General features: G+C 71.5%; 23 protein-coding genes. 15 read left to right on the top strand and 8 right to left on the bottom strand.

Annotation, left to right across the window (positions count from 1 at the left end):
• Positions 1–78 precede the first annotated feature (78 nt).
• From AQJ54_RS13085 to AQJ54_RS13050, 8 genes are read left to right on the top strand one after another with little or no spacing between them, the layout of a single operon-like run.
• Positions 79–1,152 carry a sugar ABC transporter substrate-binding protein gene (locus AQJ54_RS13085; RefSeq protein WP_062237257.1) on the top strand — a complete coding sequence of 358 codons (1,074 nt, stop codon included), beginning with the start codon at positions 79–81 and terminating at the stop codon, positions 1,150–1,152.
• Positions 1,149–2,651, top strand: a complete 1,503-nt coding sequence (locus AQJ54_RS13080; RefSeq protein WP_062237255.1) for a sugar ABC transporter ATP-binding protein — start codon at positions 1,149–1,151, stop codon at positions 2,649–2,651. Before AQJ54_RS13085 ends, AQJ54_RS13080 begins: the two co-directional genes overlap by 4 nt.
• A complete protein-coding gene (locus AQJ54_RS13075; protein ID WP_062237252.1) occupies positions 2,644–3,669 on the top strand; it encodes an ABC transporter permease in 1,026 nt (341 codons plus the stop codon). Before AQJ54_RS13080 ends, AQJ54_RS13075 begins: the two co-directional genes overlap by 8 nt.
• Positions 3,670–3,699: 30 nt before the next feature.
• Positions 3,700–5,049 (top strand): L-fuconate dehydratase, encoded by a 1,350-nt coding sequence (locus AQJ54_RS13070; protein ID WP_062237250.1) that lies wholly within the window; start codon positions 3,700–3,702, stop codon positions 5,047–5,049.
• Complete coding sequence (locus AQJ54_RS13065; protein WP_062029582.1) at positions 5,046–5,801, top strand: SDR family NAD(P)-dependent oxidoreductase; 756 nt, start codon at positions 5,046–5,048, stop codon at positions 5,799–5,801. Before AQJ54_RS13070 ends, AQJ54_RS13065 begins: the two co-directional genes overlap by 4 nt.
• On the top strand, positions 5,798–6,760 hold the full coding sequence (locus AQJ54_RS13060; RefSeq protein WP_062237249.1) for an aldo/keto reductase: 963 nt from the start codon (positions 5,798–5,800) through the stop codon (positions 6,758–6,760). Before AQJ54_RS13065 ends, AQJ54_RS13060 begins: the two co-directional genes overlap by 4 nt.
• The gene (locus AQJ54_RS13055; protein WP_062029586.1) at positions 6,757–7,071 is read left to right on the top strand and encodes an L-rhamnose mutarotase; all 315 of its coding nucleotides are present in this window, start codon (positions 6,757–6,759) and stop codon (positions 7,069–7,071) included. The genes AQJ54_RS13060 and AQJ54_RS13055 overlap by 4 nt, the downstream gene beginning before the upstream one ends.
• Positions 7,068–7,895 carry an amidohydrolase family protein gene (locus AQJ54_RS13050; protein WP_062237247.1) on the top strand — a complete coding sequence of 276 codons (828 nt, stop codon included), beginning with the start codon at positions 7,068–7,070 and terminating at the stop codon, positions 7,893–7,895. Before AQJ54_RS13055 ends, AQJ54_RS13050 begins: the two co-directional genes overlap by 4 nt.
• 53 nt (positions 7,896–7,948) lie before the next feature.
• Here AQJ54_RS13050 and AQJ54_RS13045 read toward each other — a convergent pair whose 3' ends face one another.
• The gene (locus AQJ54_RS13045) at positions 7,949–9,370 is read right to left on the bottom strand and encodes a lipase maturation factor family protein (RefSeq protein WP_062237245.1); all 1,422 of its coding nucleotides are present in this window, start codon (positions 9,368–9,370) and stop codon (positions 7,949–7,951) included.
• Between the two features lie 235 nt (positions 9,371–9,605).
• On the opposite strand from AQJ54_RS13045, the gene AQJ54_RS13040 reads away from it, so the two are divergent.
• A complete protein-coding gene (locus tag AQJ54_RS13040) occupies positions 9,606–11,693 on the top strand; it encodes a SpoIIE family protein phosphatase (protein ID WP_062237243.1) in 2,088 nt (695 codons plus the stop codon).
• 73 nt (positions 11,694–11,766) lie between these two features.
• Entirely contained in the window at positions 11,767–12,630 is an 864-nt protein-coding gene (locus tag AQJ54_RS13035; RefSeq protein ID WP_062029594.1) for an Fpg/Nei family DNA glycosylase, read from the top strand.
• Between the two features lie 24 nt (positions 12,631–12,654).
• Here the strand turns inward: AQJ54_RS13035 and AQJ54_RS13030 are convergent, their stop codons facing one another.
• The 3 genes from AQJ54_RS13030 to AQJ54_RS13020 all read right to left on the bottom strand — a co-directional run bounded on the left by AQJ54_RS13030 (position 12,655) and on the right by AQJ54_RS13020 (position 14,697).
• Positions 12,655–13,329, bottom strand: coding sequence for a zf-HC2 domain-containing protein (locus AQJ54_RS13030; protein ID WP_062237240.1), 675 nt, complete (start codon positions 13,327–13,329; stop codon positions 12,655–12,657).
• A gap of 160 nt (positions 13,330–13,489) precedes the next feature.
• Positions 13,490–14,005, bottom strand: coding sequence for a hypothetical protein (locus AQJ54_RS13025; protein WP_030327029.1), 516 nt, complete (start codon positions 14,003–14,005; stop codon positions 13,490–13,492).
• A gap of 146 nt (positions 14,006–14,151) precedes the next feature.
• Entirely contained in the window at positions 14,152–14,697 is a 546-nt protein-coding gene (locus AQJ54_RS13020; RefSeq protein ID WP_030327027.1) for a sigma-70 family RNA polymerase sigma factor, read from the bottom strand.
• Positions 14,698–14,896: 199 nt separating this feature from the next.
• Here AQJ54_RS13020 and AQJ54_RS13015 point away from each other — a divergent pair, with 199 nt between their 5' ends.
• The gene (locus AQJ54_RS13015) at positions 14,897–16,042 is read left to right on the top strand and encodes a CapA family protein (protein WP_062237238.1); all 1,146 of its coding nucleotides are present in this window, start codon (positions 14,897–14,899) and stop codon (positions 16,040–16,042) included.
• A 26-nt stretch (positions 16,043–16,068) separates the two neighbouring features.
• On the opposite strand, the gene AQJ54_RS13010 is transcribed toward AQJ54_RS13015, so the two are convergent.
• Positions 16,069–16,545, bottom strand: coding sequence for a MarR family winged helix-turn-helix transcriptional regulator (locus AQJ54_RS13010; RefSeq protein ID WP_062029600.1), 477 nt, complete (start codon positions 16,543–16,545; stop codon positions 16,069–16,071).
• A gap of 72 nt (positions 16,546–16,617) precedes the next feature.
• Between AQJ54_RS13010 and AQJ54_RS13005 the strand changes: the two genes are divergently transcribed.
• Entirely contained in the window at positions 16,618–17,433 is an 816-nt protein-coding gene (locus AQJ54_RS13005; protein WP_062237236.1) for an alpha/beta fold hydrolase, read from the top strand.
• Between the two features lie 422 nt (positions 17,434–17,855).
• Positions 17,856–18,917 carry an isopenicillin N synthase family dioxygenase gene (locus AQJ54_RS13000; protein WP_062237234.1) on the top strand — a complete coding sequence of 354 codons (1,062 nt, stop codon included), beginning with the start codon at positions 17,856–17,858 and terminating at the stop codon, positions 18,915–18,917.
• Positions 18,918–18,994: 77 nt separating this feature from the next.
• Here the strand turns inward: AQJ54_RS13000 and AQJ54_RS12995 are convergent, their stop codons facing one another.
• Positions 18,995–19,456: a universal stress protein gene (locus AQJ54_RS12995; RefSeq protein WP_062029605.1), complete on the bottom strand. Its 462-nt coding sequence runs from the start codon at positions 19,454–19,456 to the stop codon at positions 18,995–18,997.
• 310 nt (positions 19,457–19,766) lie between these two features.
• On the opposite strand from AQJ54_RS12995, the gene AQJ54_RS12990 reads away from it, so the two are divergent.
• Entirely contained in the window at positions 19,767–20,639 is an 873-nt protein-coding gene (locus AQJ54_RS12990) for a polysaccharide deacetylase family protein (protein WP_062029612.1), read from the top strand.
• A gap of 31 nt (positions 20,640–20,670) precedes the next feature.
• Here AQJ54_RS12990 and AQJ54_RS12985 read toward each other — a convergent pair whose 3' ends face one another.
• The gene (locus tag AQJ54_RS12985; RefSeq protein WP_062237232.1) at positions 20,671–21,342 is read right to left on the bottom strand and encodes a class F sortase; all 672 of its coding nucleotides are present in this window, start codon (positions 21,340–21,342) and stop codon (positions 20,671–20,673) included.
• A 332-nt stretch (positions 21,343–21,674) separates the two neighbouring features.
• Between AQJ54_RS12985 and AQJ54_RS12980 the strand changes: the two genes are divergently transcribed.
• Positions 21,675–22,166, top strand: coding sequence for a hypothetical protein (locus tag AQJ54_RS12980; RefSeq protein ID WP_079069847.1), 492 nt, complete (start codon positions 21,675–21,677; stop codon positions 22,164–22,166).
• 436 nt (positions 22,167–22,602) lie between these two features.
• On the opposite strand, the gene AQJ54_RS12975 is transcribed toward AQJ54_RS12980, so the two are convergent.
• Entirely contained in the window at positions 22,603–23,136 is a 534-nt protein-coding gene (locus AQJ54_RS12975) for a hypothetical protein (RefSeq protein WP_062029617.1), read from the bottom strand.
• Between the last annotated feature and the right edge of the window lie 143 nt (positions 23,137–23,279).

The raw sequence follows: 23,279 nt of genomic DNA, 5'->3' as shown, positions 1-23,279 counted from the left end.
CGGAGGGTATTGCCAAGGCAGATTGGTCTGATAAATATGCCGTCATCTGCTCGACCACGCTCAATGAGGAGCCACGAGATGCCAGGCAGAACAGCAGGGAAGCGCACCAGGGTCCGGATCATCGGCGCGGTGGCCGTGGCCGCGAGCGCCTCACTCGCGCTCACCGCGTGCGGCAGCACCAAGGACACCGCGGGCAGCACCAGTGAGGGCGGCGACGGGAGCGGCAAGGTAGGCGTGGTCCTGCCGCTGCTGACCTCGCCGTTCTGGCAGTCGTACAACGACTACGTGCCCAAGATGGCCAAGTCCCAGGGCGTGGACGCGCTGAAGACCGTCAACTCCAACAGCGACCCCTCCCAGCAGATCACCGACATCAACAACGAGCTCAACCAGGGAGTCAAGGGCCTGGTCGTGGCCCCGCTGGACAGCGCCGCCATCGAGGCCGGCCTCGACCAGGCGGAACGCAAGGGCGTCCCGGTCGTCGCGGTCGACGTGGCCCCCGACAAGGGCAAGGTCGCCATGGTCGTGCGGGCGAACAACGTGTCGTACGGCGAGAAGGCCTGCCAGTACCTCGGTGAGCACATCACCTCCGGCAAGGTCGTGCAGATCATGGGCGACCTGGCCTCCGTCAACGGCCGTGACCGTTCCGAGGCCTTCCGGGCCTGTGTGAAGAAGAACTTCCCGAAGCTGAAGGTGCTGGAGATCCCCGCCAAGTGGGAGTCCGACACGGCCGCCTCGCAGCTCAGCACCCTCCTGAACGCCAACCCTGACCTCAAGGGCATCTACATGCAGGCCGGCGGCGTCTACCTCGCGCCGACGCTCCAGACCCTGAAGTCCAAGGGGCTGCTGAAGAAGGCGGGCACCGCGGGCCACATCGCGATCGTCTCCAACGACGGCATCCCGCAGGAGTTCGACGCCATCCGCAAGGGCGAGATCGACGCGACCGTCTCCCAGCCCGCCGACCTGTACGCCCAGTACGGCATGTACTACATCAAGGCGGCGATGCAGGGGAAGACCTTCAAGCCCGGCCCGACCGACCACGACTCCACGATCGTCAAGCTGCCCAACGGCATCCTCGAGGACCAGCTGCCCGCGCCCCTGGTCACCAAGGACAACGTCGACGACCCGAAGCTGTGGGGCAACACGGTCAAATGAGCACCCCACCGGTCACGCCACTCGTTGAAGCCCAGGGGGTCGTCAAGCGGTACGGCCCCACGACCGCCCTCGCCGACGGCCGGCTCACCGTGCTGCCCGGCGAGTCCCACGCCCTCGTCGGCCGCAACGGCGCGGGCAAGTCCACCCTCGTCAGCGTCCTCACCGGCCTCCAGGCCCCCGACGAGGGCACCGTCCGCTTCGACGGCGAGCTCGCACCCCCGCTCGCCGACCGGGACGCCTGGCGCGGCAAGGTCGCCTGCGTCTACCAGAAGCCCACCGTCGTACCCGAGCTGACGGTCGCCGAGAACCTCTTCATCAACCGGCAGCCCCTCAGGCGGAGTCTGATCAGCTGGCGGGCGCTGCGGGCCCAGGCCGCCGAACTCCTCGACACCTGGGACGTACGCGTCGACCCGGACGCCCGCACCGCCGACCTCAAGGTCGAGGACCGGCAAATGGTGGAGATCGCCCGGGCGTTGAGCTTCGGCGCCCGCTTCATCGTCCTCGACGAGCCGACCGCGCAGCTCGACAACCGGGAGATCGAGCGGCTCTTCGACCGGATGCGCGGGCTCCAGGACTCCGGTGTCACCTTCCTGTTCATCTCGCATCACCTCCAGGAGGTGTACGAGGTGTGCCAGACGGTCACCGTCCTCAGGGACGCCCGCTGGATCACCACGGCGCCCGTGGCCGACATGCCCCGGGCCGCCCTGGTCGAGGCGATGGCAGGAGAGACCGTCGCCGAACAGCAACAGGCCGTGCGGACACGGGAGACGGACGCCCCCGTCCTCCTCGACGCCCGCGGCCTGACCTCCGACGCCTACCAGGACGTCGACCTCACCGTCCGCCGCGGGGAGGTCGTCGGACTCGCCGGCATCAGCGGCAGCGGCAAGATCGAGCTGGCCGAGACCTTCACCGGACTGCACACCCCCTCCGGCGGCACGGCCCGGCTCGACGGCAGACCCCTGCCGTTCGGCGACGTGCAGGCCTCGCTCAAGGCCGGCGTCGGCTTCGTGCCGCGCGACCGGCACGCCCAGGGCCTGGTCTTCGGCATGACCATCGGCGACAACGCCACCCTCAGCGTCCTGGACCGGCTCGGCCGCCGCGGCTTCGTGCGCACCGAGCGCAAACGCGGCTTCGCCACCGCGCTCATCGACCGCCTCGACATCCACGCCGAGGGCCCCGACCAGCCCGTCTCCGACCTGTCCGGCGGCAACGCGCAGAAGGTCGTCATGGCCCGGGCCCTCGCCTCCGACCCCCGGCTGCTGGTCCTCATCAACCCCACCGCGGGCGTCGACGTCAAGTCCAAGGAATCCCTGCTCGCGCGCGTCGACACCGCCCGCGAGGACGGCACCGCGGTCCTCGTCGTCTCCGACGAACTCGACGACCTGCGGCGCTGCGACCGCGTACTCGTCCTCTTCCACGGCCGCGTGGTCGCCGAGCACCCGGCGGGCTGGCGCGACCACGAGCTGATCGCCTCCATAGAAGGAGTGGACCATGGCTGACACCAAGGCCCGCCCGCTCGCGCCCGCACGCGCCCTCACCCCCGGCACGGCCCGGACGGTGCTGCTGCGCCGGGCCCGCGAACTCGCCCTCGTCCCCGCCCTGTTGCTGCTGATGGTGCTCGGCGCGTTCGTCAACGACTCGTTCCTGACCGAACGCAACCTGATCTCCATCCTCGGCGCCTCGGCGGCCCTCGCGATGGTCGTCCTGGCCGAGTCGCTCGTCCTGATCACCGGCAAGTTCGACCTGTCCCTGGAGTCGGTCGTCGGCATCGCGCCCGCCGTGGGGGCGCTGCTCGTCCTGCCCGCCGCCCAGTCCGGCTGGGGGACCGAGTTCCCGGCCGCCCTCGCCCTGTTGGCGGTCCTCGTGGCCGGCGCTGTGGTGGGCGCCTTCAACGGCGTCCTGGTCGTGAAGTTCAAGCTCAACGCGTTCATCGTGACGCTCGCGATGCTGATCGTGCTGCGCGGACTGCTCGTCGGCGCGACCAAGGGCAAGACCCTCTTCGGGATGCCGGACAGCTTCTACTCCCTGGCCACCACCACCTTCCTCACCATCCCGATGTCGGTGTGGCTCGCCGCCGTCGCCTTCGCCGTCGCCGGCCTGGTGCTCAAGTACCACCGCGTCGGCCGCGCCCTGTACGCCATCGGCGGCAACCCCGACGCGGCCCGCGCCGCCGGCATCCGGGTCGAGCGCGTCATGCTCGGCGTGTTCGTCGTGGCCGGTGTGCTCGCCTCCGTCGGCGGCATCATGCAGACCGGGTACGTCGGCGCGATCAGCGCCAACCAGGGCCAGAACATGATCTTCACCGTGTTCGCGGCCGCGGTCATCGGCGGCATCAGCCTCGACGGCGGCAAGGGCACCATGTTCGGCGCCCTGACCGGCGTGCTCCTGCTGGGTGTCGTACAGAACCTGCTCACGCTCGCCCAGGTGCCGTCCTTCTGGATCCAGGCCATCTACGGCGGAATCATCCTGGTCGCCCTCATGATCGCCCGTGTCACGACGGGCCGGGCCCAGGACTGACTCCCCCCGCAACCGACCGAAAGGCACTCCGTGTCCCCGACCACCGCCCGCATCACCGCGGTAGACACCTACGACATCCGCTTCCCCACCTCGCGGGAGCTCGACGGCTCCGACGCGATGAACCCGGACCCCGACTACTCGGCGGCCTATGTGGTGCTGCGCACCGACGCGCCCGACCGGCACGAGGGGCACGGCTTCACCTTCACCATCGGGCGTGGCAACGATGTCCAGGTCGCCGCGATCCAGGCGCTGCGCGGCCATGTGGTCGGACGGTCCGTCGACGAACTGTCCGCGGACCCCGGCACGCTGTACCGCGACCTCGTCGGCGACAGCCAACTGCGCTGGCTCGGGCCCGAGAAGGGCGTGATGCACATGGCGATCGGCGCGGTCGTCAACGCCGTGTGGGACCTGGCGGCCAAGCGCGCCGAGAAGCCCCTGTGGCGGCTGCTCGCCGAGAGCGACCCCGAATGGCTGGTCGGCCAGATCGACTTCCGGTACCTCACGGACGCGCTCACCCCCGAGGAGGCCCTGGACATCCTGCGCCGGGGCCGGGAGGGCGCCCCGGAAAGATCCGCACAGCTCCTGGCCAAGGGATACCCCGCCTACACCACCTCCGCCGGCTGGCTCGGCTACGACGACGACAAGCTCACCCGGCTCGCCGCCCGAGCCGTCGCCGACGGCTTCCGGCAGATCAAGCTGAAGGTCGGCGCGGACCTGGACGACGACGTACGGCGCTGCCGGGTCGCCCGCCGGGTCGTCGGCCCCGACATCCGCATGGCGATCGACGCCAACCAGCGCTGGGACGTCGACGAGGCGATCCGCTGGACCCGGGCCCTCGCCGAGTTCGACCCGTACTGGATCGAGGAGCCCACCAGCCCCGACGACGTCCTCGGCCACGCGGCCGTCCGCAAGGCCGTCGCCCCGGTCAAGGTCGCCACCGGCGAGCACGTCCAGAACCGGATCGTCTTCAAGCAGCTCCTCCAGGCCGGGGCCGTCGACGTCGTCCAGATCGACGCGGCCCGCGTCGGCGGCGTCAACGAGAACCTCGCCGTCCTGCTGCTCGCCGCCAAGTTCGGCGTCCCGGTCTGCCCGCACGCGGGCGGCGTCGGCCTGTGCGAACTCGTCCAGCACCTCTCGATGTTCGACTACGTGGCCGTCACCGGCACCACCGAGGACAGGGTCATCGAGTACGTCGACCATCTCCACGACCACTTCCGGGATCCCGTGGTGATCAGGGACGGCCACTACACGGCACCCACCGCTCCCGGTCTCTCCGCCGAGATGTACCCGGAGTCCATCGCGCGCTACACGTTCCCGGACGGCGCCTTCTGGGCAGAAGATCTCGCCGACGACACACCGAAGAAGGGGCAGGCGGCATGAGCGACTTCGAGGGTCTCAAGGCCCTGGTGACCGGCGGGGCCTCCGGCATCGGCCGGGCCACCGCCGAACTCCTGGCCGCGCGCGGCGCCCAGGTCGCCGTCCTCGACCTGGATCCGACCTCGGTCGACAAACCCCTGCTGGCCTACCGCGCCGACGTCACCGACGACGCATCCGTGCGCGCGGCCGTCGCGGCGGCCGCCGCCGACCTCGGCGGCCTCGACGTCCTGGTCAACAACGCGGGTATCGGCGCCCAGGGCACCGTCGCCGACAACGACGACGCGGAATGGCACCGCGTCTACGACGTCAACGTCGTCGGCATGGTCCGGGTGACCCGCGCCGCCCTGCCCCATCTGCGGCAGTCCGCGCACCCGGCGATCGTGAACACCTCCTCCATCGCGGCCACCGCGGGCCTGCCGCAGCGGGCGCTGTACAGCGCGACCAAGGGGGCCGTGCAGGCCCTGACCCTCGCGATGGCCGCCGACCACGTCCGTGAGGGCATCCGCGTGAACTGCGTCAATCCCGGCACCGTGGACACCCCGTGGGTCGGCCGCCTGCTCGCGAGCGCCGCCGACCCGGCCGCCGAACGCGCCGCACTGGAGGCCCGCCAGCCCACCGGCCGACTCGTCTCGGCCGACGAGGTCGCCGGGGCCGTCGCCTACCTGGCGAGCCCCCTCTCCGGCGCCACCACCGGCACCTCGCTGGCCGTCGACGGCGGCATGCAGGGCCTGCGGCTGCGGCCGGTGGGCCAGTGAGCACCCTCGGGCGCAGCGGAGTCGAGGTCAGCGCACTGGCCTTCGGCGGGGCTGCCGTCGGCAACCTCTTCACCGAGGTGAGCGACGAGCAGGCCCACGAGGCGGTGACCGCCGCCTGGGAACGCGGCATCCGCTACTTCGACACCGCCCCGCACTACGGTCTCGGCCTGTCGGAGCAACGGCTCGGCGAGGCCCTGAAGGCGTACCCGCGCACGGAGTTCACCCTCTCCACCAAGGTCGGCCGCCGGCTGGAGCCCTCCGACGCGGGAGGCGACGACCTGGCCAACGGCTTCGCGGTCCCGGCGACCCGGCGCCGCGTCTGGGACTTCACCGAGGACGGCGTACGACGCACCCTCGAGGCGAGCCTCGAACGGCTGGGCCTGGACCGGGTGGACGTCGTCTACCTGCACGACCCCGACGACCACGCCGAAGCGGCCTTCCGGGAGGGCTACCCGGCCCTGGAGAAGCTGCGCTCGGAGGGCGTGGTCGGGGCGATCGGCGCCGGGATGAACCAGGTGGAGATGCTCACCCGCTTCGTCCGCGAGACCGACGTGGACGTGGTGCTGTGCGCGGGCCGCTACACCCTGCTCGACCGGAGCGCGCTCGACGCTCTGCTGCCCGCGGCCGTCGAGCGGGGCGTGTCGGTGGTCGTCGGCGGCGCCTTCAACTCCGGTCTGCTGGCCGACCCGCAGCCCGGAGCGACGTACAACTACACCGCGGCACCGCCCGAGTTGCTCGACAAGGCGCTGCGCATGAAGGAGATCGCCGGCCGGCACGGCATCAGCCTGCGGGCCGCCGCCCTCGCCTTCTGCGCGGCCCCCCCGGCCGTCGCGAGCGTCCTGGTGGGCGCCCGCTCGGCGGCCGAGGTGAACGACTGCGCCGACCAGTTCGCGGTGCCGGTGCCGGAGACCTTCTGGCAGGAGCTGCGGGACACGGGACTGCTGGAGGACCACGCATGAGAGTCGCCCTGCACACCACGGTCCGTGCCGACCGCGTCGACGCGTACGAGGCCGCCCACCGCGAGGTCCCCGTCGAACTCACCGACGCCATCCGTGCGGCCGGGGCCTCCTCCTGGACGATCTGGCGCAGCGGCACGGACCTCTTCCACGTCCTGGAGTGCGAGGACTACGGCCGCCTCCTCGCCGAACTGGAGAAACTGCCGGTGAACGTCGCCTGGCAGGCCAGGATGGCGGAACTCCTCGACGTGGTCCACGACTACTCGGACGAGGGCGCGGCCGCCGGTCTGCCGGTGGTGTGGGAGCTGCCGTGACGGTCGTGGACGCGCATCACCACGTGTGGGACCTGGCGGTGCGGGACCAGGACTGGATCCCCGCGGACAGCCCGCTGCGCCGGACCTTCACCGTCGAGGACCTCGCCACCGAGGCCCGCGCCGCCGGGGTCGACCGTACGGTCCTCGTCCAGACGGTCACCGTGCCCGAGGAGACCCCGGAGTTCCTCGCCCTCGCGGCCGGGCACGACCTGATCGCGGGGGTCGTCGGCTGGACCGACCTCACCCGCCCCGGCATCGCCGAGGAACTCGCCCGTCTCCGCGCGCTCCCCGGCGGCTCCTTCCTCAAGGGCATCCGCCATCAGGTCCAGGGCGAGGCGGACCCGCGCTGGCTGCTGCGCCCGGACGTCCTGCGCGGCCTGGCGGCGGTCGCCGAGGCGGGCCTGGTGTACGACCTGGTCGTGCTGCCGCCCCAGCTGCCCGCCTGCGTCGAGGCGGCCGAGTCCCTGCCGCACCTCACCTTCGTCCTGGACCACCTGGGCAAGCCCCCCATCGCCTCCGGCGCCGTGGAGCCCTGGGCGAGCGACCTCCGCGCCCTCGCGGCCCTCCCCAACACCGTCTGCAAGCTCTCCGGCATGGTCACGGAGGCCGACCCCGCGCACTGGACCGTCGACGACCTGCGCCCCTACGCCGACACGGTCCTGGACGCCTTCGGTCCGGACCGCGTGATGTACGGCTCGGACTGGCCCGTGTGTACTGCGGCGGCGACCTATGACGATGTGCTGGTGACCGCCCGGGAACTGATCGGTCAGGGCGACGCCGACCAGGTCCTCGCCGCCACCGCCACCCGCGTCTACGGCCTCTGAGCCACCCCCGCCACCCGCGTCTACGACCTCTGAGGCACCCCCGCCACCCGCGTCTACGGCCTCTGAGCCACCCCTGCCAACCGTGTCGGCGGCAGGAAGTCCCGTACGTACGTCCGCTCCCAGCACGCCCCCGTCTCCCTGCGCTCCCGCCACGTCGTGAACCGGTAGCGGAACAGGCGGGCACGGACGTACCGGGGCGGGGCGTCCGCGGGGAACGGGGAGTGACGCAGGAGTCGCAGGGTGGCGGGGTCGTTCTCCAGGAGCCGTTCGACCATCGTGCCGAACCAGGCGTCGGCGTAGGCGGGGGAGAGCGCCGCGAACCACATCATCCAGTCCAGGCGCAGATGGTAGGGCGCGAACTGGCGCGGCCGGCGGTGCGGATCACCCGGCTTGCCCTTGAACTCGTACTCCTTCCACTGCGAGTCCCGGCGCGGTACGTCGTCCGTCGTGCCCTCCACGACCACCTCGTGGCGGATCCGGCTGACGCTGCCGAACGCACCGTAGGTGTTGACCAGATGGAGCGGGTCGAAGGAGCGGTTCATGATCTGCCTGCGCGAGAGCATGTTGCGGACCGGGCGATAGCTCAGGCCGAGGAGAAGCGCGGCGACGGCGATGACCACGACCTCGTACCAGAGCGGCGCGGCGGGCACATCCGGTGCCTCGCCCGGGAGGTGCAGCGCCGGCACCGCCAGCACGATCGTGATCCAGTTCAGCCAGGCGAAGTTGCCCGAGAGCACCAGCCACAGCTGGGTCACGATCATCAGCGAGGCGGCGGCCGTGGCGATCGGCTGCGGGGCGAACAGGAAGAACGGCACGGCGAGTTGCGTGACGTGGTTCGCGGCCGCCTCCGCCCGGTGCAGGGGGCGGGGGAGATGGTGGAACCACCAGCTCAGCGGGCCCGGCATCGGCTGGGTCTCGTGGTGGTGGTAGAGACAGGTGAGCTTGCGCCAGCACGCGTCACCCCGCATCTTGATGAGCCCGGCGCCGAACTCGACCCGGAACAGGATCCAGCGCAGCAGGAGCAACACCACGATCGGCGGGGCGACTTCGTCGTTGCCGAGGAACACCGCGAGGAAGCCGACCTCCAGCAGCAGCGACTCCCAGCCGAAGCCGTACCAGGTCTGGCCCACGTTGACGATCGAGAGGTACAGCAGCCACGGCACCAGCCAGAGCAGCATCCCGGCCCACAGCGGCAGCCACGAGTCGAGCCCGGCCGCGAGCGCCAGGGCCACCCCGCAGCCCGTCCACGCGCAGCCCGCGAAGAACCGGTCCGAGTAGTGCAGTTGGAACAGGCTCGGCGCCTTGCGGAAGGGCACCCGGGCGACGAAACGCCGGACCGGCAGCATGCCGCGTTCCCCGATCAGCGCCCTGAACTGGAGAGCCGCGGCCAGGAACGCGACGAAGTACAGCCCGGCAAGAGCCCGCTGGAAGACCAGCCGGCTCAGCCAGTAGTCGGGTGCGGTGAACCAGTCCACGCGTTCGCTCCTGCCTCCATTGTCGCGCCGGACACCCATGGTGACTCTCCGTGTACCTCCTTCTCCGTCGGCGCAACCCGAACGCGCGCGCGAGGCGGCCCGGGCAAGCGCCCCGACGCCCCCTCCGAGGGCCCCCTCCGACGGCCCCTGCGGCTCGGCAGCCCGGACCGGCGCCGTCCTCGACAGCCTCGCCTCCCCGGTCGAATAATCGGGCGATTCCTGGCAAGGTGGGCCCATGGTTGATCGGGGAGCGAGCGCCCTGGCACTCCCGGACGACTGGCCCGCCCACCCGGATCCGATCCTGGCGCTCAACCGCATGGGCAGCTTCGACTGGGACCTCGACAGCGGCCTGCTCCACATGGACGCCCAGGCCCACGAGGTCTTCGACCTGCGCCCCGACGAATACGACGGCAACCCGATGAGCCTCGGCGTGCGGGTGCCCAGAGGCGAGGCGCAGCGGCTCGACGCCCTGGTCGCCAAGGCCATCAAGGACGGCAGCGAGAACTACGGCACCTACTTCCGGCTGCGCTGCCGGAACGGCACCCTGCGCTGGACGCACACCCAGGGCTACATCCGCCGGGACGAGACGGGCCGTCCCCGCCGGATCGTCGGCATCGTGCGCGACGCCACCCAGGAGATGGGCGAGCTGGAGGCCCGGCGGGAACAGGCCGCCCAGGACGAGGCCCTGCGCCGGCAGACCAGCGTCGTCCAGCTCACCACCGCCGCCCTGGCCCACGCCCGGACCGTCCAGGACGTCATCGACGTGCTCAAGGACACCCACGGCCTCACCCACCTCGGCGCCACCAGCCTGGTCATGGGGCTCGTCGAGGCGGGCCGGATCCGGCTGATCGCCGAGGGCCCCGCGGGCAGCTTCGTGCCCGGCACCGACATCACCCGGATCGACGAGCCGTACCCCATGAGCGAGGCCGTGCGCACGCTCTCCCCGCGGTTCATCGAGTCGCCGGAGGAGTTCGCGGACCGCTACCCGATCCTGTGGCCGCACATCACCGGCCTCAACATCACCTCCGCCGCCTACCTCCCGCTCATCGCCGAGGCCCGTCCCATCGGTGCCATGGGCCTGCTCTACAGCGACCGCCACGGCTTCACCCCCGAGGACCGCAACGTCCTGATCGCCCTCGGCAGCAGCATCGCCCAGAGCCTCCAGCGGGCCATGCTCTACGAGCAGGAGAAGGACCTCGCCACCGGCCTCCAGCAGGCCATGCTGCCCCGCACGATCCCCAGCGTCCCCGGCACCGACGTCGCCGTCCGCTACCGGGCCGCCTCCACCGAGGGCGCCCTCGGCCGGGACATCGGCGGCGACTGGTACGACCTGATCCCGCTGCCCGGCGGCCGGGTCGGCGCCGTCATCGGGGACGTCCAGGGCCACGACACGCACGCGGCGGCCGTCATGGGCCAGCTGCGGATCGTCCTGAGGGCCTACGCCGCCGAGGGCCACACCCCGGCCACCGTGATGGCCCGCGCCTCCGTCTTCCTCCACGAGCTGGACACCGACCGCTTCGCGACCTGCCTGTACGCCGAGGCCGATCTGGACACCGGGGTCGTCCAGGTGGTCCGGGCGGGCCACATCGACCCGCTGGTCCGGCAGGCCGGGGGCAGCTGCCGCCGGGTGACCGTGGACGGGGGGCTGCCGCTCGGTCTGTCCGCGGAGTTCGGGCAGCTCGACTACCCCGTCGCCACCCTCGAACTCGAACCGGGGGACACCCTGCTGCTGTGCACGGACGGGCTGGTCGAAACGCCCGGCGCCGACCTCGACGACGGCATGCGGACCCTCACCGGTCTCATCTCCGTGGGCCCCGAGGACGTGTGGGAGCTCGCCGACAAGCTCATCGACGTGGCCGAGGCACGCGGCGGCGACGACGACGTGGCGCTGCTCCTGCTGCGCCGCCGCACCGCCGACGCCCAGCAGTCCGGCGGCCGCCTCCGCCAGCATGTGGCGTCCGGGGACCCCGAGGCCCTCATGCAGGCCCGGCACATGATCCGGGCCGCGGTCGCCGCCTGGGGCGCGCGGGAGCGCTCCGACGAGATCGAACTGGTCGCCGACGAGCTGATCACCAACGCCCTGATGCACACCGAGGGCGCCGCGATCGTCACGCTGCGGGCGCTGACCGGCTCCGACCGGCGGATGCGCCTCGAGGTCGAGGACTCCTCCAGCGCCTTGCCGCGGCGCCGGGACGCGGGCGAGTCGGGGCTCTCCGGCCGCGGGCTGCTCCTGGTCGACCTGCTCAGCGACGTCTGGGGCGTGGAGGCGCGGGGCCGCGGCAAGTGCGTGTGGTGCGAGTTCGTCGTACGGGACCGGCGCTGACCGCGGCCGCGATCCCGCCGTGCGGGACCGTGGCTGACCTGACCCCCGGCGTCACCGGTGGCACTCTGGACGTATGCCGGAACTCCCCGAGGTCGAAGCGCTCAAGGACTTCCTCACCGAGAACCTGGTCGGCCACGAGATCGTGCGCGTGCTGCCGGTCGCCATCAGCGTCCTGAAGACGTACGACCCCCCGCCCACCGCCGTCGAGGGCCGCGAGGTCGTCGCCGTGCACCGGCACGGCAAGTTCCTCGACCTGGAGACCGACGGCGGCCCGCACTTCGTCACCCATCTGGCCCGGGCGGGCTGGCTGCACTGGAAGGACCGGCTCCCGAGCGGCATGCCCCGCCCCGGGAAGGGCCCGCTCGCCCTGCGCGTGGCCCTGGAGACCGGCGCCGGCTTCGACCTGACGGAGGCGGGCACCCAGAAACGGCTCGCGGTGTACGTCGTGGCCGACCCGCAGGAGGTCCCCGGCATCGCCCGGCTGGGCCCCGACCCCCTCGCCGACGACTTCGACGAGGCCCGCCTGGCTGCCCTGCTGAAGGGGGAACGGCGGCAGATCAAGGGCGCCCTGCGCGACCAGGGCCTGATCGCGGGTGTCGGCAACGCCTACAGCGACGAGATCCTGCACGCCGCGAGGATGTCCCCGTTCAAGCCCACCGCGACCCTCACCGCCGAGGAGACGGGCAGGCTCCACGAGGCGCTGCGGACCACCCTCACCGAGGCGGTCGAGCGGTCCCGGGGTGTCGCGGCGGGACGTCTGAAGGCGGAGAAGAAGTCGGGCCTGCGCGTCCACGGACGCACCGGCGAACCCTGTCCCGTGTGCGGCGACACCATCCGCGAGGTCTCCTTCAGTGACTCCTCGCTCCAGTACTGCCCGACCTGCCAGACCGGCGGCAAGCCGCTCGCGGACCGCAGACTGTCCCGGCTCCTGAAGTGACCTGAACTCACTCCCGGCAGGGCGTCAGCTGGGGTCGAGGGTCACCAGGTGCTCGCCGCTCGCGGTGCGGACCTCGTAGCGGTCGATCTGGCCGGCGTGGAAGGTGGAGCTGCCCATCATGGTGTTGTCCCCGGAGGCGTGCCCGGTGGCGTTCCAGCCGGTCACGGTCTCCTCCCGGCCGTCGCGGCTGATCGCGACGAGGTGACAGGAGCGGGGGCCGGACTCGTCCTTGACCTTGAGCTCCACCGCGGTGCCCCAGTCCTCGTCCTCGGTGACGACCTGGGCCCACACCCCGGACTTGGCGTCGGTGGCCTCGACGCTGGTGGTCCGCGGGGCGGCCTCGGCGTCCCGCGAGGAGTCGCCGCCGGCCGTCAGGGCGAGGGCGGGGCCGCCCACCGCCAGGACCACCGAGGCGGCCAGGGCGAACACCAATCGCCTGCGGCGCGCCCGCTGCCGGGTGGCGACCTCGCCGAGGAGCCGGTTGAGCAGCTGGGGGCCCGGCTGCGCCATCGGGTGCACGACCCGGGGCGTCGCCCGGCGGTACAGCATCATCTGGCGGGTCACCGGACCGAACTCCGTCACGTGTGCCGCGCACCGGGGGCACTCCATGAGGTGGTCCTCGAAGCGGAAGGCCTCCGCCTCGTCCAGCACGCCGAGCGCGTACGCGCCGACGTCGCGATGCCTCTCCAAGGACCTCATGCGGAAACCTCGTGCCGTTGGGTGTGGGTGGGGTTACTCGTTGCTCCCACCGGTACGCACCAGCCCGCCGAATCACTCAAGGGGTACGCAGAATCGTGACCAAGGGATTCGGAGCGGTCGGCCCCGCGGATTGGTCCGAATCGAAAAGAATCCGGAACACCTAGAACAGGTGGATGGCCAGGTGGCCGAGCGGCAGGCCCAGTTGCCACGCGGGCGTCCAGACCTTCGGCCCCTCGTCCTCACCGAGCCCCGCCCCGCCGCCCGGAACGGCGTTGAGATCGGGGGCGAGCAGCTCGGTCTCCTCCAGCCAGCGCCAGGCCGACGCCGCGAGTTCCAGGTCCGGCACCGGCTCGCCCGAGGCCACCGCCTCGGCGGTCAGCGCGGCCATCCGCTCACAGACCCAGTCCTGCCACGGCTGGTCGTACGCGGTCAGCGACAGCCAGTTCTCCAACTGGGAGACCACCTGGATGCCGGAGAGTTCGTTCTCGGTGTCGGCGAGGAAGACGGTCAGCGCCAGCGCGTCCCGCCCGGCCCGGAACTCGAAGGACGTCGGCGGCATCAGATCGCCGGAACGCAGCAGTTCGTCGGCGATGTACTCGGCGTACAACCAGGCCATGGGAACGACGAGTTCGCCGCCGCCGGTGCCGTCCGTGCTCTGTTGACCTCTGTGCAGCATCCTTGCCTGCCTTCCTCCGGTGCGTGCGCGTCGCCCGTCGCCGGGCCTCGGTGGGAGGCCCATCCGGAACACGGATGAGGACAGCCGATTACTCAACCGGGGTCCTCAGCAAGGCGCTTTACGGAGGTTTGACTTTCCCGTTGGTTTCACCGCAGGTCGGCCGCGTATCCCGGAAGCACCCGGCGCAGGGCGCGCAGCGCGTAGTACGCGCGGGACTTCACCGTACCGGGCGGGATTCCGAGGATTTCGGCGGCTTCCGCCACACTTGCCCCCTGGAAGTACACCAGCACCAGGACTTCACGGTGTTCCGGAGTGAGTGTCTTCACAGCCTCGCGTACGTCGAGGGCGGCGGCCGCCCGCTCCGCGTGATCGGCGCACACGCGCGCGTTCTCCAGCACCGCGTCGCCGACCTCGGCCGGACGCGCCTGCCGGGCCCGGCGCGCGTCGATGGCCAGCCGCCGTCCCACCGTCATGAGCCAGGGCCGTACGGAGTCGAAGTCGTCGGCGCGCAACGCCTCGGGGTGCTGCCAGGCGCGGACGAGGGTCTCCTGGACGAGGTCCTCGGCGCGTTGCCGGTCGCCGTCGCTGAGCCGGAGCAGAAGCGCGAAGAGGGGCCGGCCGTGCTCCCGCTGCAGTGCGGCGAGCTCGTGCTCGGCGGTCGTCCCGTTCGTGAGCGTGGTTCCGGCCGTCATGGCCGTATGGCACCTCAGCGCGGGGCCGGGGGACAGGCCACGCACAAGGATCTGCGGCGGACGGTCGATCGCGTCGACGAACGGTTCGACGAACGGTTCGTTCCGCTCCGGACGGGTCAACTAGCCGTCCAGGCCGTTTGCGGGCCCCGACAAGCTCATACCTATTCGTCACTAAATATGACCACAGTGGGGTGAGCTGATGATTGCACGCAGACGGCAGATTGCCCTGGCCCTCACGGCACTTCTCGCGGGAGGAGCCGCCTGTCAGGCGCACGACCACGGGACGCCCGGACGCCCGGCCCCGTCCGCCGCCGCGCGCGGCTTCACGCTCGTCGCCTCCGGCGACGTCCTGCCGCACAGCTCGATCATCGACCGGGCCCGGTTCGACGCGGGCGGCGACGGCTACGACTTCCGCCCGATGCTGGCCGGTGTCCGGTCCGTCGTCTCCCGCGCGGATCTGGCGCTGTGTCACATGGAGACCGTCTACGGCGCGAACGGGAACTACACCGGCTACCCGACCTTCAAGTCCCCGCCCGAGGTGGCCCAGGCGCTCGCCGCCACCGGCTACGACGGCTGCTCGACCGCCTCCAACCACAGCCTCGACGACGGCGCCGACGGTGTCCGCCGCACTCTCGACGCGCTCGACCGGGCGGGCGTACGGCACGCCGGATCGGCCCGCGACGAGGCGGAGGCGCGCACGGTCACCCTGTTGCGCGCCGGGGCGGCGAAGGTGGCCCACCTCGCCTACACCTACGACACCAACGGCTTCCCGATGCCCCAGGGGCAGCCCTGGGCGGTCGACCTGATGGACGAGAGCAAGATCCTCGCGGACGCCCGGGCCGCCCGGAAGGCGGGCGCCGACGTGGTCGTCGTGTCGCTGCACTGGGGCACCGAATGGCAGGACGCGCCCGACGAGCAGCAGAAGGCGCTGGCCCGCGACCTCACCGCGGCCCGCACCGGCGGGCGCCCCGACATCGACATGATCCTCGGCACCCACGCCCATGTCCCGCAGGCCTACGAGAAGGTCAACGGCACCTGGGTGGTCTACGGCATGGGCGACCAGATCGCCGGCGAGATGTTCAACCACGAGGGCGCCCAGGACCCGCGCGGCAACCAGTCCACCCTCGGCCGCTTCACCTTCGCCCCGCCGGCCCGGCCGGGTGGGCGCTGGCGGGTCACCAGGGCGGAGTTCGTGCCGCAGATGTTCGACGTGGACGCGGGGCGGGTGGTGAACCTGAATCAGGCGATCGCCCAGGGCGCCGATCTGGACGGCGTGCGCGACCGCATCCGGGAGGTGGTGCTGAGCCGGGGCGCGGCACAGGCGGGGCTCACGATGGGGCAGTAGGCCCGCCCACGGTGGCCCGCAGCAGGTCAGTCCACCTCCACGTGGTCGAAGGTGCGCAGCATCTCCTTCAGGACCCGCGCGCACGCCTGGAGTTCGGCGCCGGTCAGCTCGCCGCCGCCGACCTGCCGGTTCAGGGCGTGCTCGCGCGCGAGGACCGCTTCGACGACGGCCTCGCCCTCGGCCGTGATGCGGATCAGCGAGGACCGCTGGTGCGCCGGGTTGGGGGTGGCCTCCGCCCAGCCCCGGTCCATCGCCTCGTTGGTCATCCGCTGGACGAACTGCCGGGTCAGCGACATCACCCGGGCCATCTGCGGGACCGTCATGGTCCCGTACCGGTGCAGCAGGACGAGAACGGAACGCACGCCGACGGACATCCCCCGGTCCGCCTCGTCCTGCTCCAGTGTGCGCAGGCCGCGCCGGTAGAGCGCGCCGACGAGGTCGAACACCTCGGAGACGCGGTGGCCGAGTTCGTCGGGCGGCAGGGGTTCGTCGATGTCGTTCACCCGCTCATCATGCACCGGCCCATCATGACAACCAGGTTGTCAAACTCGCCAGAAGATGACACCTTGGTTGTCATGACGGTTGCTTCGGAACTGACCTTCTTCCCGTCCACCGACGGGGACATCGCCTACCTCGACACCGGAAGCGGTGACCTCGTGGTCCTGCTGCACGCCGGCTATGTCGACCACCGCCTCTTCGAGGCCCAGATCCCGGCTCTTGCCGCCGGGCACCGCGTGGTCGCCGTGGACATCCGCGGCCACGGCTGGACCGCCAACGCGACCGAGCCCTTCCGCTGGGCGGACGACCTCGCGTGTCTGCTGCGGCACCTCGACGCGGGCCCCGCGGTCCTGGCCGGCGTCTCGATGGGCGGGGCGGTCGCGGGCGACACCGCCATGGAGTACCCGGAACTGGTCCGGGGGATCGTCCTGAGCGGGGCCTCCGTCAGCGACTTCCAGTACACCCACGAGGTCACCCGGCGGGTCGTCGAGGAGTCCCAGCGGACGCTGCACTCGGGCGACATCGACGGCTGGCTGAAGGTGTTCCTCGGCTCCGCGGCCGGCCCCTTCCGCTCGGCGGAGGACCTGGACCCGCGCATCCTCGACCACCTGCGCGAGATGGCCCTGCACACCCTCGCCAAGCACACCCCGGGGGAGCGGAACTGGCATGTGCCGATGACGGACACCTGGGCCCGGGTGTCCAAGATCGACGTCCCGGTGCTCACCGTCAACGGCACCCTGGACTCGCCGGACCTGCTCGCCGACGCCGAACGCTTCGCGAACACCGCCCGCAACGGCCGCTCGGTCCTGGTGGAGGGCACCGCGCACTTCCCCAACCTGGAGAAGCCCGAGGAGTTCAACGCGATCCTGCTGGACTTTCTCCGCGAGCTCTGACGCTCCGCCGACACCGACCGCCACGAGGAAGGAGACGGGACTGCGGGCCCCGCCGTACCGTCCGCCACTGTCCCGGACGGAGGGAAGGTGCCCGCACCGATGACGCCGCCTACGCCGATTGCGGTCAGCCGGCACAGCCCGAGCGACCGTTCCAGGCCAGTGGTCGCGCTGGATTCCGTCTCCTCGCCGCCTTCGGTCGGTTTGCGGCGGAGAATCCCTCGCCGGTCCGGAGCCGGGGCATATGCCTCACCTCTTCGCGTTCGCCAAAGGGGTGACGGCAGATCGTGACGACACCGAGACGCCTGGGACGGAAGACACCGCGCAGATACCCGGCGGAAGCAAGTGAACTGAACGGCCGTTCAGTTCGTGGGTCGGAGTAGTTTGTCCCGCAACCACTGAGCGGAGTTCTCGGAGGTTCCAGAATGACCACCGACCCACATGTCCCGCCGCCCTTGCGCACGTTCCGGCTGCCGTCCGCCGTCGACGGCACGGACGCCGACCGGGCCCTCGGCCGGGAGCTCGTCGCCGCCTGGCAGTCCGACGGCATCTTCCAGGTCCACGCCACCCCCGCCCAGCAGGAAGCCACCGAAAGGGCACTGGAGGCGTCCCGGGCCTTCTGCCGCAAACCCCTCAGCGAGAAGGCAGGGTACGTCTCGGACCTCAGCTACAGCGGCTACGTGGCCTCCGGCGAGGAGGAGACGGCGGGGGAGCGCGACGGCTCGGAGATCTTCACGGTGTGCCCCGACATCCGGGCCGACGACCCCCGCGTCATCGACCGATGGCCCTGCCACGGCCCGGCACCCTGGCCCTCACCCGGCTACGCCCGCGCCATGAAGGGCTACATGACGGCCGTCGGCGAGTTGGGCCACCGCCTGCTCCGGCTCACGGCTCTCGGCCTCGGCCTGGACGACCCCGACCACTTCACCCGCCTCACCGCGGACGGCTGGCACCACATGCGGGTCCTGCGGTTCCCGCCCGCCGACGCCGGCTCCGAACGCGGCATCGGCGCCCACACCGACTACGGCCTGCTCGTCATCGCGGCGCAGGACGACGTCGGCGGCCTTTACGTCCGGCCACCCGTCCCCGGCGAGGAACGCGGCCGCAACTGGCTGCCCGGCGAGTCCATGGCCGGCCGTCACGAGCACGAGGAGCCGTGGACCTACGTCACCCCGGTCCCGGCCGTCCTCACCGTCTTCCCCGGCGACATCATGCAGTTCATGACCGGCGGCGCCCTCCTGTCGACCCCGCACAAGGTCCGCCTGGCCGACCGCGAGCGCTACACCCTCGCCTATTTCCACGAACCGGCCTTCAACGCGGTGGCCCGCCCGCTCGACACCGCGGACCCCACCGCGTACATCCACTACGGCACCCACTTCACCCGGATGTTCATGCGCTGCTATCCGGAGCGCGTGACCACCACCCGCATCGAGACGGACGGCCGGCTGAAGGTGCTCGACCGGCTGCGCGAGGAGGCGCTGGCCTGAACCGACCGACATGCCCGACCGACGTGCGGCCGACTCGGGAGGGCCGGCACCGGGCCGCGGCCCCGCCATGGGCCCGGCTACGGCACCACCGTCACCGGCCACCGCCCCGCCTTCACCAGACGCACCGCGACCGAACCGACGATCCGGTGCCCGGCCTGCTCCGAGGCGCCCACCACGACCGCGTCGGCCTTCAGTTCGTCCGCGGCCTTCGTCAGCCCGCTGTACGGGTCGCCACGGAAGGTGTGGAACTCCCACCGCACATCGAATATCCCCTTGTTCTGCTCGGTCGCCCGCCGGATCTGGGCGACCAGGTCCTCGGCGATCTCGTCCGTGGTCTCGGCCACCGGAGCACCGAGCGCCGCGCCCGAGGCGAGCACCGGCTGGACGTACACGACGGCGAGCAGCGCGTGCTGCCGCCGGGCCAGACCTCCGGCGTACGCGGCGGCCCGGAGCGAGGAATCGGAGCCGTCCACGCCGACCACGATCACCTTGGGCCCGTCCGTGCCCCGTTCGAACTGGTGCGAATGCTGTTCCGTCACGGCTGCGAGGCTATCGGAACCCGCAGGTCCGGACGGCGGGCGGGACCGGCCACAACGGGTGTGCGTGAGCGGCCGAACGGGGCACCCGTGGGGGCGGGCGCGACCGGGCCGCCGCCGCAGCCCGCCGCCGCCCTCGGCACCCGGCCTCGACGGAGGGGACGAGGCCGGGGCCGACACACCCTCCGGGGGCCTGCCCTGACGAGCCGTCATGGCCGACCGGGGCGTCCTCACTGGGCCGGGCGGGTGTATTCGTGCCGCCGCACCGGTGTTGCTGAGGTGCGTCGGCGCTCCGCCGGGCGACTGATGAGTCATGACGAAGGATCAGTTGCTCACACGACTGTCGGCGACGAAGGCGGCGGTCCTGACCCGGCGCCGGGCCCTGGTGGCCGGAGTCGCCGCGGCAGGAGCCGCCGGCACGGCCGGGGTGTTCGCGGTGGTCGGCGACGAGAAGCCGGTCCGGCCGGCCCTCCCCGCCGCCGGCCCGCCAGCCGCGGCCCGTCCGCTCCAGCCCTCGGCCTACCGCCTCCAGCCCCTCACCGGATACGGCCCGCCCGAGGCCGCCCCCCACCGCACACTCGTACGCCACGAGCCGATGCTGAAGGTGTCCGGACGCGGCCGGACCATGGTGCTGACCTTCGACGACGGCCCTGACCCCCGCTACACCCCGCACATCCTGGACACCCTCGCCGAGTACGACGTCCGCGCGATGTTCTTCGTGTGCGGCGAGATGGCGGTCGACAACAAGGACCTGCTGGCCCGGATGGCCGACGAGGGACACGTCGTCGGCAACCACACCTGGTCGCACCCGCTGCTCACCCGGCTGACCCGCTCCCGCATCCGCTCCGAGATGGAACGCACCTGCGATGTCATCGAGGACGGCTACGGCGAGCGGCCCGAGTGGTTCCGCGCCCCCTACGGCGCCTGGAACCGCGCCGCCTTCCAGCTCGGCGCGGAACTCGGCATGGACCCCCTGGCCTGGACGGTCGACACCCTCGACTGGACCAGGCCCGGCACCCGCAGGATCGTCGGCCGGGTGGAGAACGGCGCCGCCCCCGGCGTCGTGGTGCTCTCGCACGACGCCGGGGGCGACCGCACCCAGAGTGTCCGGGCGCTGCGCGACTATCTCCCGCGGCTGCTCGACTCGGGCTATCACATCACCGTTCCGCGGAGGCAGTACGCGTAACCGCCGGCGCGGCCCGCCGGCCGGGGAACGCTCAGCGGACCTCGGCCAGGCGGGCGAACGCGACGACGTTCCCGGCATAACCGTGCTGCTTCGAGAAACCGCCCCCGCAGGTGATGACCCGCAATTCGGGGGTGCCCTTGGAACCGTAGACGCGGTCGCCGGGGAAATTGCTCTTCTCGAAGACCTCGATGCCGTAGATCTCGAAGATCGCCGTCTTTCCGTCCTTGCGCCTGATCTCGATGCGATTTCCCTTCTTGAGGGCCCCGAGTCCGTAGAACACGGCGGGGCCCTGTTTGTTGTCGACATGGCCGACGACGACGGCGGTGCCCTTCTCGCCGGGGGAGACCGCGCCGGTGAACCAGCCGGCCAGGTTCGGGTCCTCCGGCGGGGGTGCGGCGACCCAGCCGTCCGGGTCCAGGCCGACCGGCAGCACCGGTGCGTCCACCCGGATCGCCGGGATGAGGACCCGGTCGGGCGCGGCGAACGGCAGGGCGGCGGGGGAGTTGCCGAACGTGGTGCCGTGGAATCGGGTGTCCGCCGCGGCCGCCGAGGCGGGCTGGGGCGGGCCGACGTCGAACTCCCCCGAGCCGTTCCGGATGAGCGCGAGGCCGGTCAGCAGAACAAGCGCTATCACGCCCCAGGGAGCGCGCTTCCTCCGCTGCTCCTCCACTTCGGCCAGATCGGCCAGCTCGGACGCAGACATTGACTTCCCCTCTCGACGCGGCCGTCGCCACGTCATTCGCGCATACGAGAACGCTAAATGCCGCGCGCGCAACCGGCGACGGGGCGAAGGCGAACGGGTGGCCCCCGAATGCGGGTGGTGCGCCATCCGAGTTGCCGTGAACAGGAATTTTCTGACGGTCCGTGACCTGCGGAGATATCCGATTGTGCGCTTTTCGTTCGGCGTGTTGGCTCACCAGGACGGACCATTGTCGAAATGCGGTGCGGCGCAAGGCATCTGAGGGTCTGTCTGGGAGGCGCTTTCTCGCCGATCAACCGGGGACCGTTCCCCGGGCGTCTCCCGCGGAGGATCACATGCGTACCACTCGTGCCCTGGCGGCCGCCGGCGCCGCCGTCGCGGTTCTCGGTCTCGCCACCCCGGTCGCCGTCGCCAAGGACGGCATGAACCTGAGCCCGAGCAACGTCGTCGCCCTGCCCAGCGTCATCGCCCGGGGCGGTCAGCTCACCATCACGGTCAACAACTGCACGGCCCCGGCCACCGCCAGCTCGGACGCCTTCCCGACGATCACGCTGCGCGTGGGACAGGGCAACGTGGCGACGGGACGGGCGACCGTGAACCAGAACGCGCGGACGGGGTCGCACAGCATCAGCGTCGTGTGCCGCAACGGCACCGTCATCAACCCCACGGCCTTCACCGTCATCGGCGGTGTCCGCGGTGGTCTCGGCGGCAGCAGCTCCACCGGCGCCACCCCGACCGACATGGCCATCGGCGGCGGACTCGTGGCCCTGGCGGTCATCGGCGGCGGCGTGTTCTGGATGCGCCGCAGGTCGGAGCGGCACATCTGAGTCCGCACGCCTTCGGAGCCCGTTGATCCCCACCCCTTCGGAGATCACCGCCCACACCGCCCCCGACCCTCCGCCCCGCCCCGCCTCGCTTCCGGGCCCGGGGCGGAGGTCTGCGGGGGTTGGTTCCTTGCCGGTTCGGGTGGGGTGCTGCACGGTCGCGGCTGCTGATGAGTCCGTGGCGGGGGCGTGCCCGGTTTCCGGTCGCTTTCTTGCGTGGGGCTGAGCGCTGCCCTGTTCCCGTTGTTGCTGAGGCCGGGTGGAGAGCCGGGTAGCCGGCTCGCTCCCGAGGTCGGGGTTCAGGTCTGCCCGGTCTCGGCCGTTTCTGAGCGCGGGGCGGGAGGTCGATTCGGCTCGCCCCCGAATCTGCCCGCCTCGGTCGTTCCCGGTGCGGTGTGTTTCCGGGCCCGGCATTGCCGGCACGCGCCCCGCCGACCCGTCAGGTGCCGTCCTCGTTGCCGCGGCGGCGGGACAGGGCGTAGGCCGTGCCGACCGAGCCCACGACGAGCGCGGCGCCCATGCCGATCTGCTTGAGGTCGAACCCGGCGAGGCTGCCGCCCTCACCGGCCTGGACACCCCGGCCCGGGTGGAGCGGCACCGGTGTGGGCTCGACCGGCCGGACCCCGGCGATGGTGAGGGACGTGGACCCGCTGACGCCGTCACACGTGAAGGTGACCCGGTGGACCGCCCCCGGCCTCGCGTCCCAGTCGACGACGGCCGTCGCCTGGCTCCGGTGCGAGGGAATGGTGATGGTGTCGAAGACCGCCGAGGTGACCGTGGCCGAGCCCTTGCAGCCACCGTGGTCCCGCTCCAGCAGCAGCGTCACCTCGCCGCCCGGCGCGACCGTCGAGGGCAGCACGCTGAACCCGAAGGGCGTGATGTTGTTGTCGCTCTTCGCCACGGCGGCCGGTGCGGCGAAGGTCAGGGCGGTCAGGCCCAGCAGTGCGGCCGAGGCGACGCGTATCGCGCGCATGGTGGTTCCTCCGGTCCCCGAGGAGCAGCTGCGGACCTTTTCCGCCTACGTCAGAAATGCACCTCGATGACCGAAACGCTAGGAACACGTGTACGTCCGCGCGATCCCTGTCGCGCCGAATGGGGCACAGCACTGGGCCGGTC

The organism is Streptomyces griseorubiginosus (assembly GCF_001514195.1).
Lineage (GTDB): Bacteria > Actinomycetota > Actinomycetes > Streptomycetales > Streptomycetaceae > Streptomyces > Streptomyces griseorubiginosus.
This window is presented reverse-complemented; position numbering and strand designations above follow the sequence as displayed.

Excerpts from the sequence above, each read along its gene's own strand:
- AQJ54_RS13005 (WP_062237236.1), top strand. The coding sequence starts at position 16,618 with ATGACGGTTGCTTCGGAACTGACCTTCTTCCCGTCCACCGACGGGGAC.
- AQJ54_RS13020 (WP_030327027.1), bottom strand. The coding sequence starts at position 14,697 with ATGACGGCCGGAACCACGCTCACGAACGGGACGACCGCCGAGCACGAG.
- AQJ54_RS12990 (WP_062029612.1), top strand. The coding sequence starts at position 19,767 with ATGACGAAGGATCAGTTGCTCACACGACTGTCGGCGACGAAGGCGGCG.
- AQJ54_RS13015 (WP_062237238.1), top strand. The coding sequence starts at position 14,897 with ATGATTGCACGCAGACGGCAGATTGCCCTGGCCCTCACGGCACTTCTC.
- AQJ54_RS13075 (WP_062237252.1), top strand. The coding sequence starts at position 2,644 with ATGGCTGACACCAAGGCCCGCCCGCTCGCGCCCGCACGCGCCCTCACC.
- AQJ54_RS13065 (WP_062029582.1), top strand. The coding sequence starts at position 5,046 with ATGAGCGACTTCGAGGGTCTCAAGGCCCTGGTGACCGGCGGGGCCTCC.
- AQJ54_RS13030 (WP_062237240.1), bottom strand. The coding sequence starts at position 13,329 with ATGAGGTCCTTGGAGAGGCATCGCGACGTCGGCGCGTACGCGCTCGGC.
- AQJ54_RS13080 (WP_062237255.1), top strand. The coding sequence starts at position 1,149 with ATGAGCACCCCACCGGTCACGCCACTCGTTGAAGCCCAGGGGGTCGTC.
- AQJ54_RS12985 (WP_062237232.1), bottom strand. The coding sequence starts at position 21,342 with ATGTCTGCGTCCGAGCTGGCCGATCTGGCCGAAGTGGAGGAGCAGCGG.
- AQJ54_RS13040 (WP_062237243.1), top strand. The coding sequence starts at position 9,606 with ATGGTTGATCGGGGAGCGAGCGCCCTGGCACTCCCGGACGACTGGCCC.
- AQJ54_RS13085 (WP_062237257.1), top strand. The coding sequence starts at position 79 with ATGCCAGGCAGAACAGCAGGGAAGCGCACCAGGGTCCGGATCATCGGC.
- AQJ54_RS12975 (WP_062029617.1), bottom strand. The coding sequence starts at position 23,136 with ATGCGCGCGATACGCGTCGCCTCGGCCGCACTGCTGGGCCTGACCGCC.
- AQJ54_RS12980 (WP_079069847.1), top strand. The coding sequence starts at position 21,675 with ATGCGTACCACTCGTGCCCTGGCGGCCGCCGGCGCCGCCGTCGCGGTT.
- AQJ54_RS13035 (WP_062029594.1), top strand. The coding sequence starts at position 11,767 with ATGCCGGAACTCCCCGAGGTCGAAGCGCTCAAGGACTTCCTCACCGAG.
- AQJ54_RS13000 (WP_062237234.1), top strand. The coding sequence starts at position 17,856 with ATGACCACCGACCCACATGTCCCGCCGCCCTTGCGCACGTTCCGGCTG.
- AQJ54_RS13055 (WP_062029586.1), top strand. The coding sequence starts at position 6,757 with ATGAGAGTCGCCCTGCACACCACGGTCCGTGCCGACCGCGTCGACGCG.
- AQJ54_RS13025 (WP_030327029.1), bottom strand. The coding sequence starts at position 14,005 with ATGCTGCACAGAGGTCAACAGAGCACGGACGGCACCGGCGGCGGCGAA.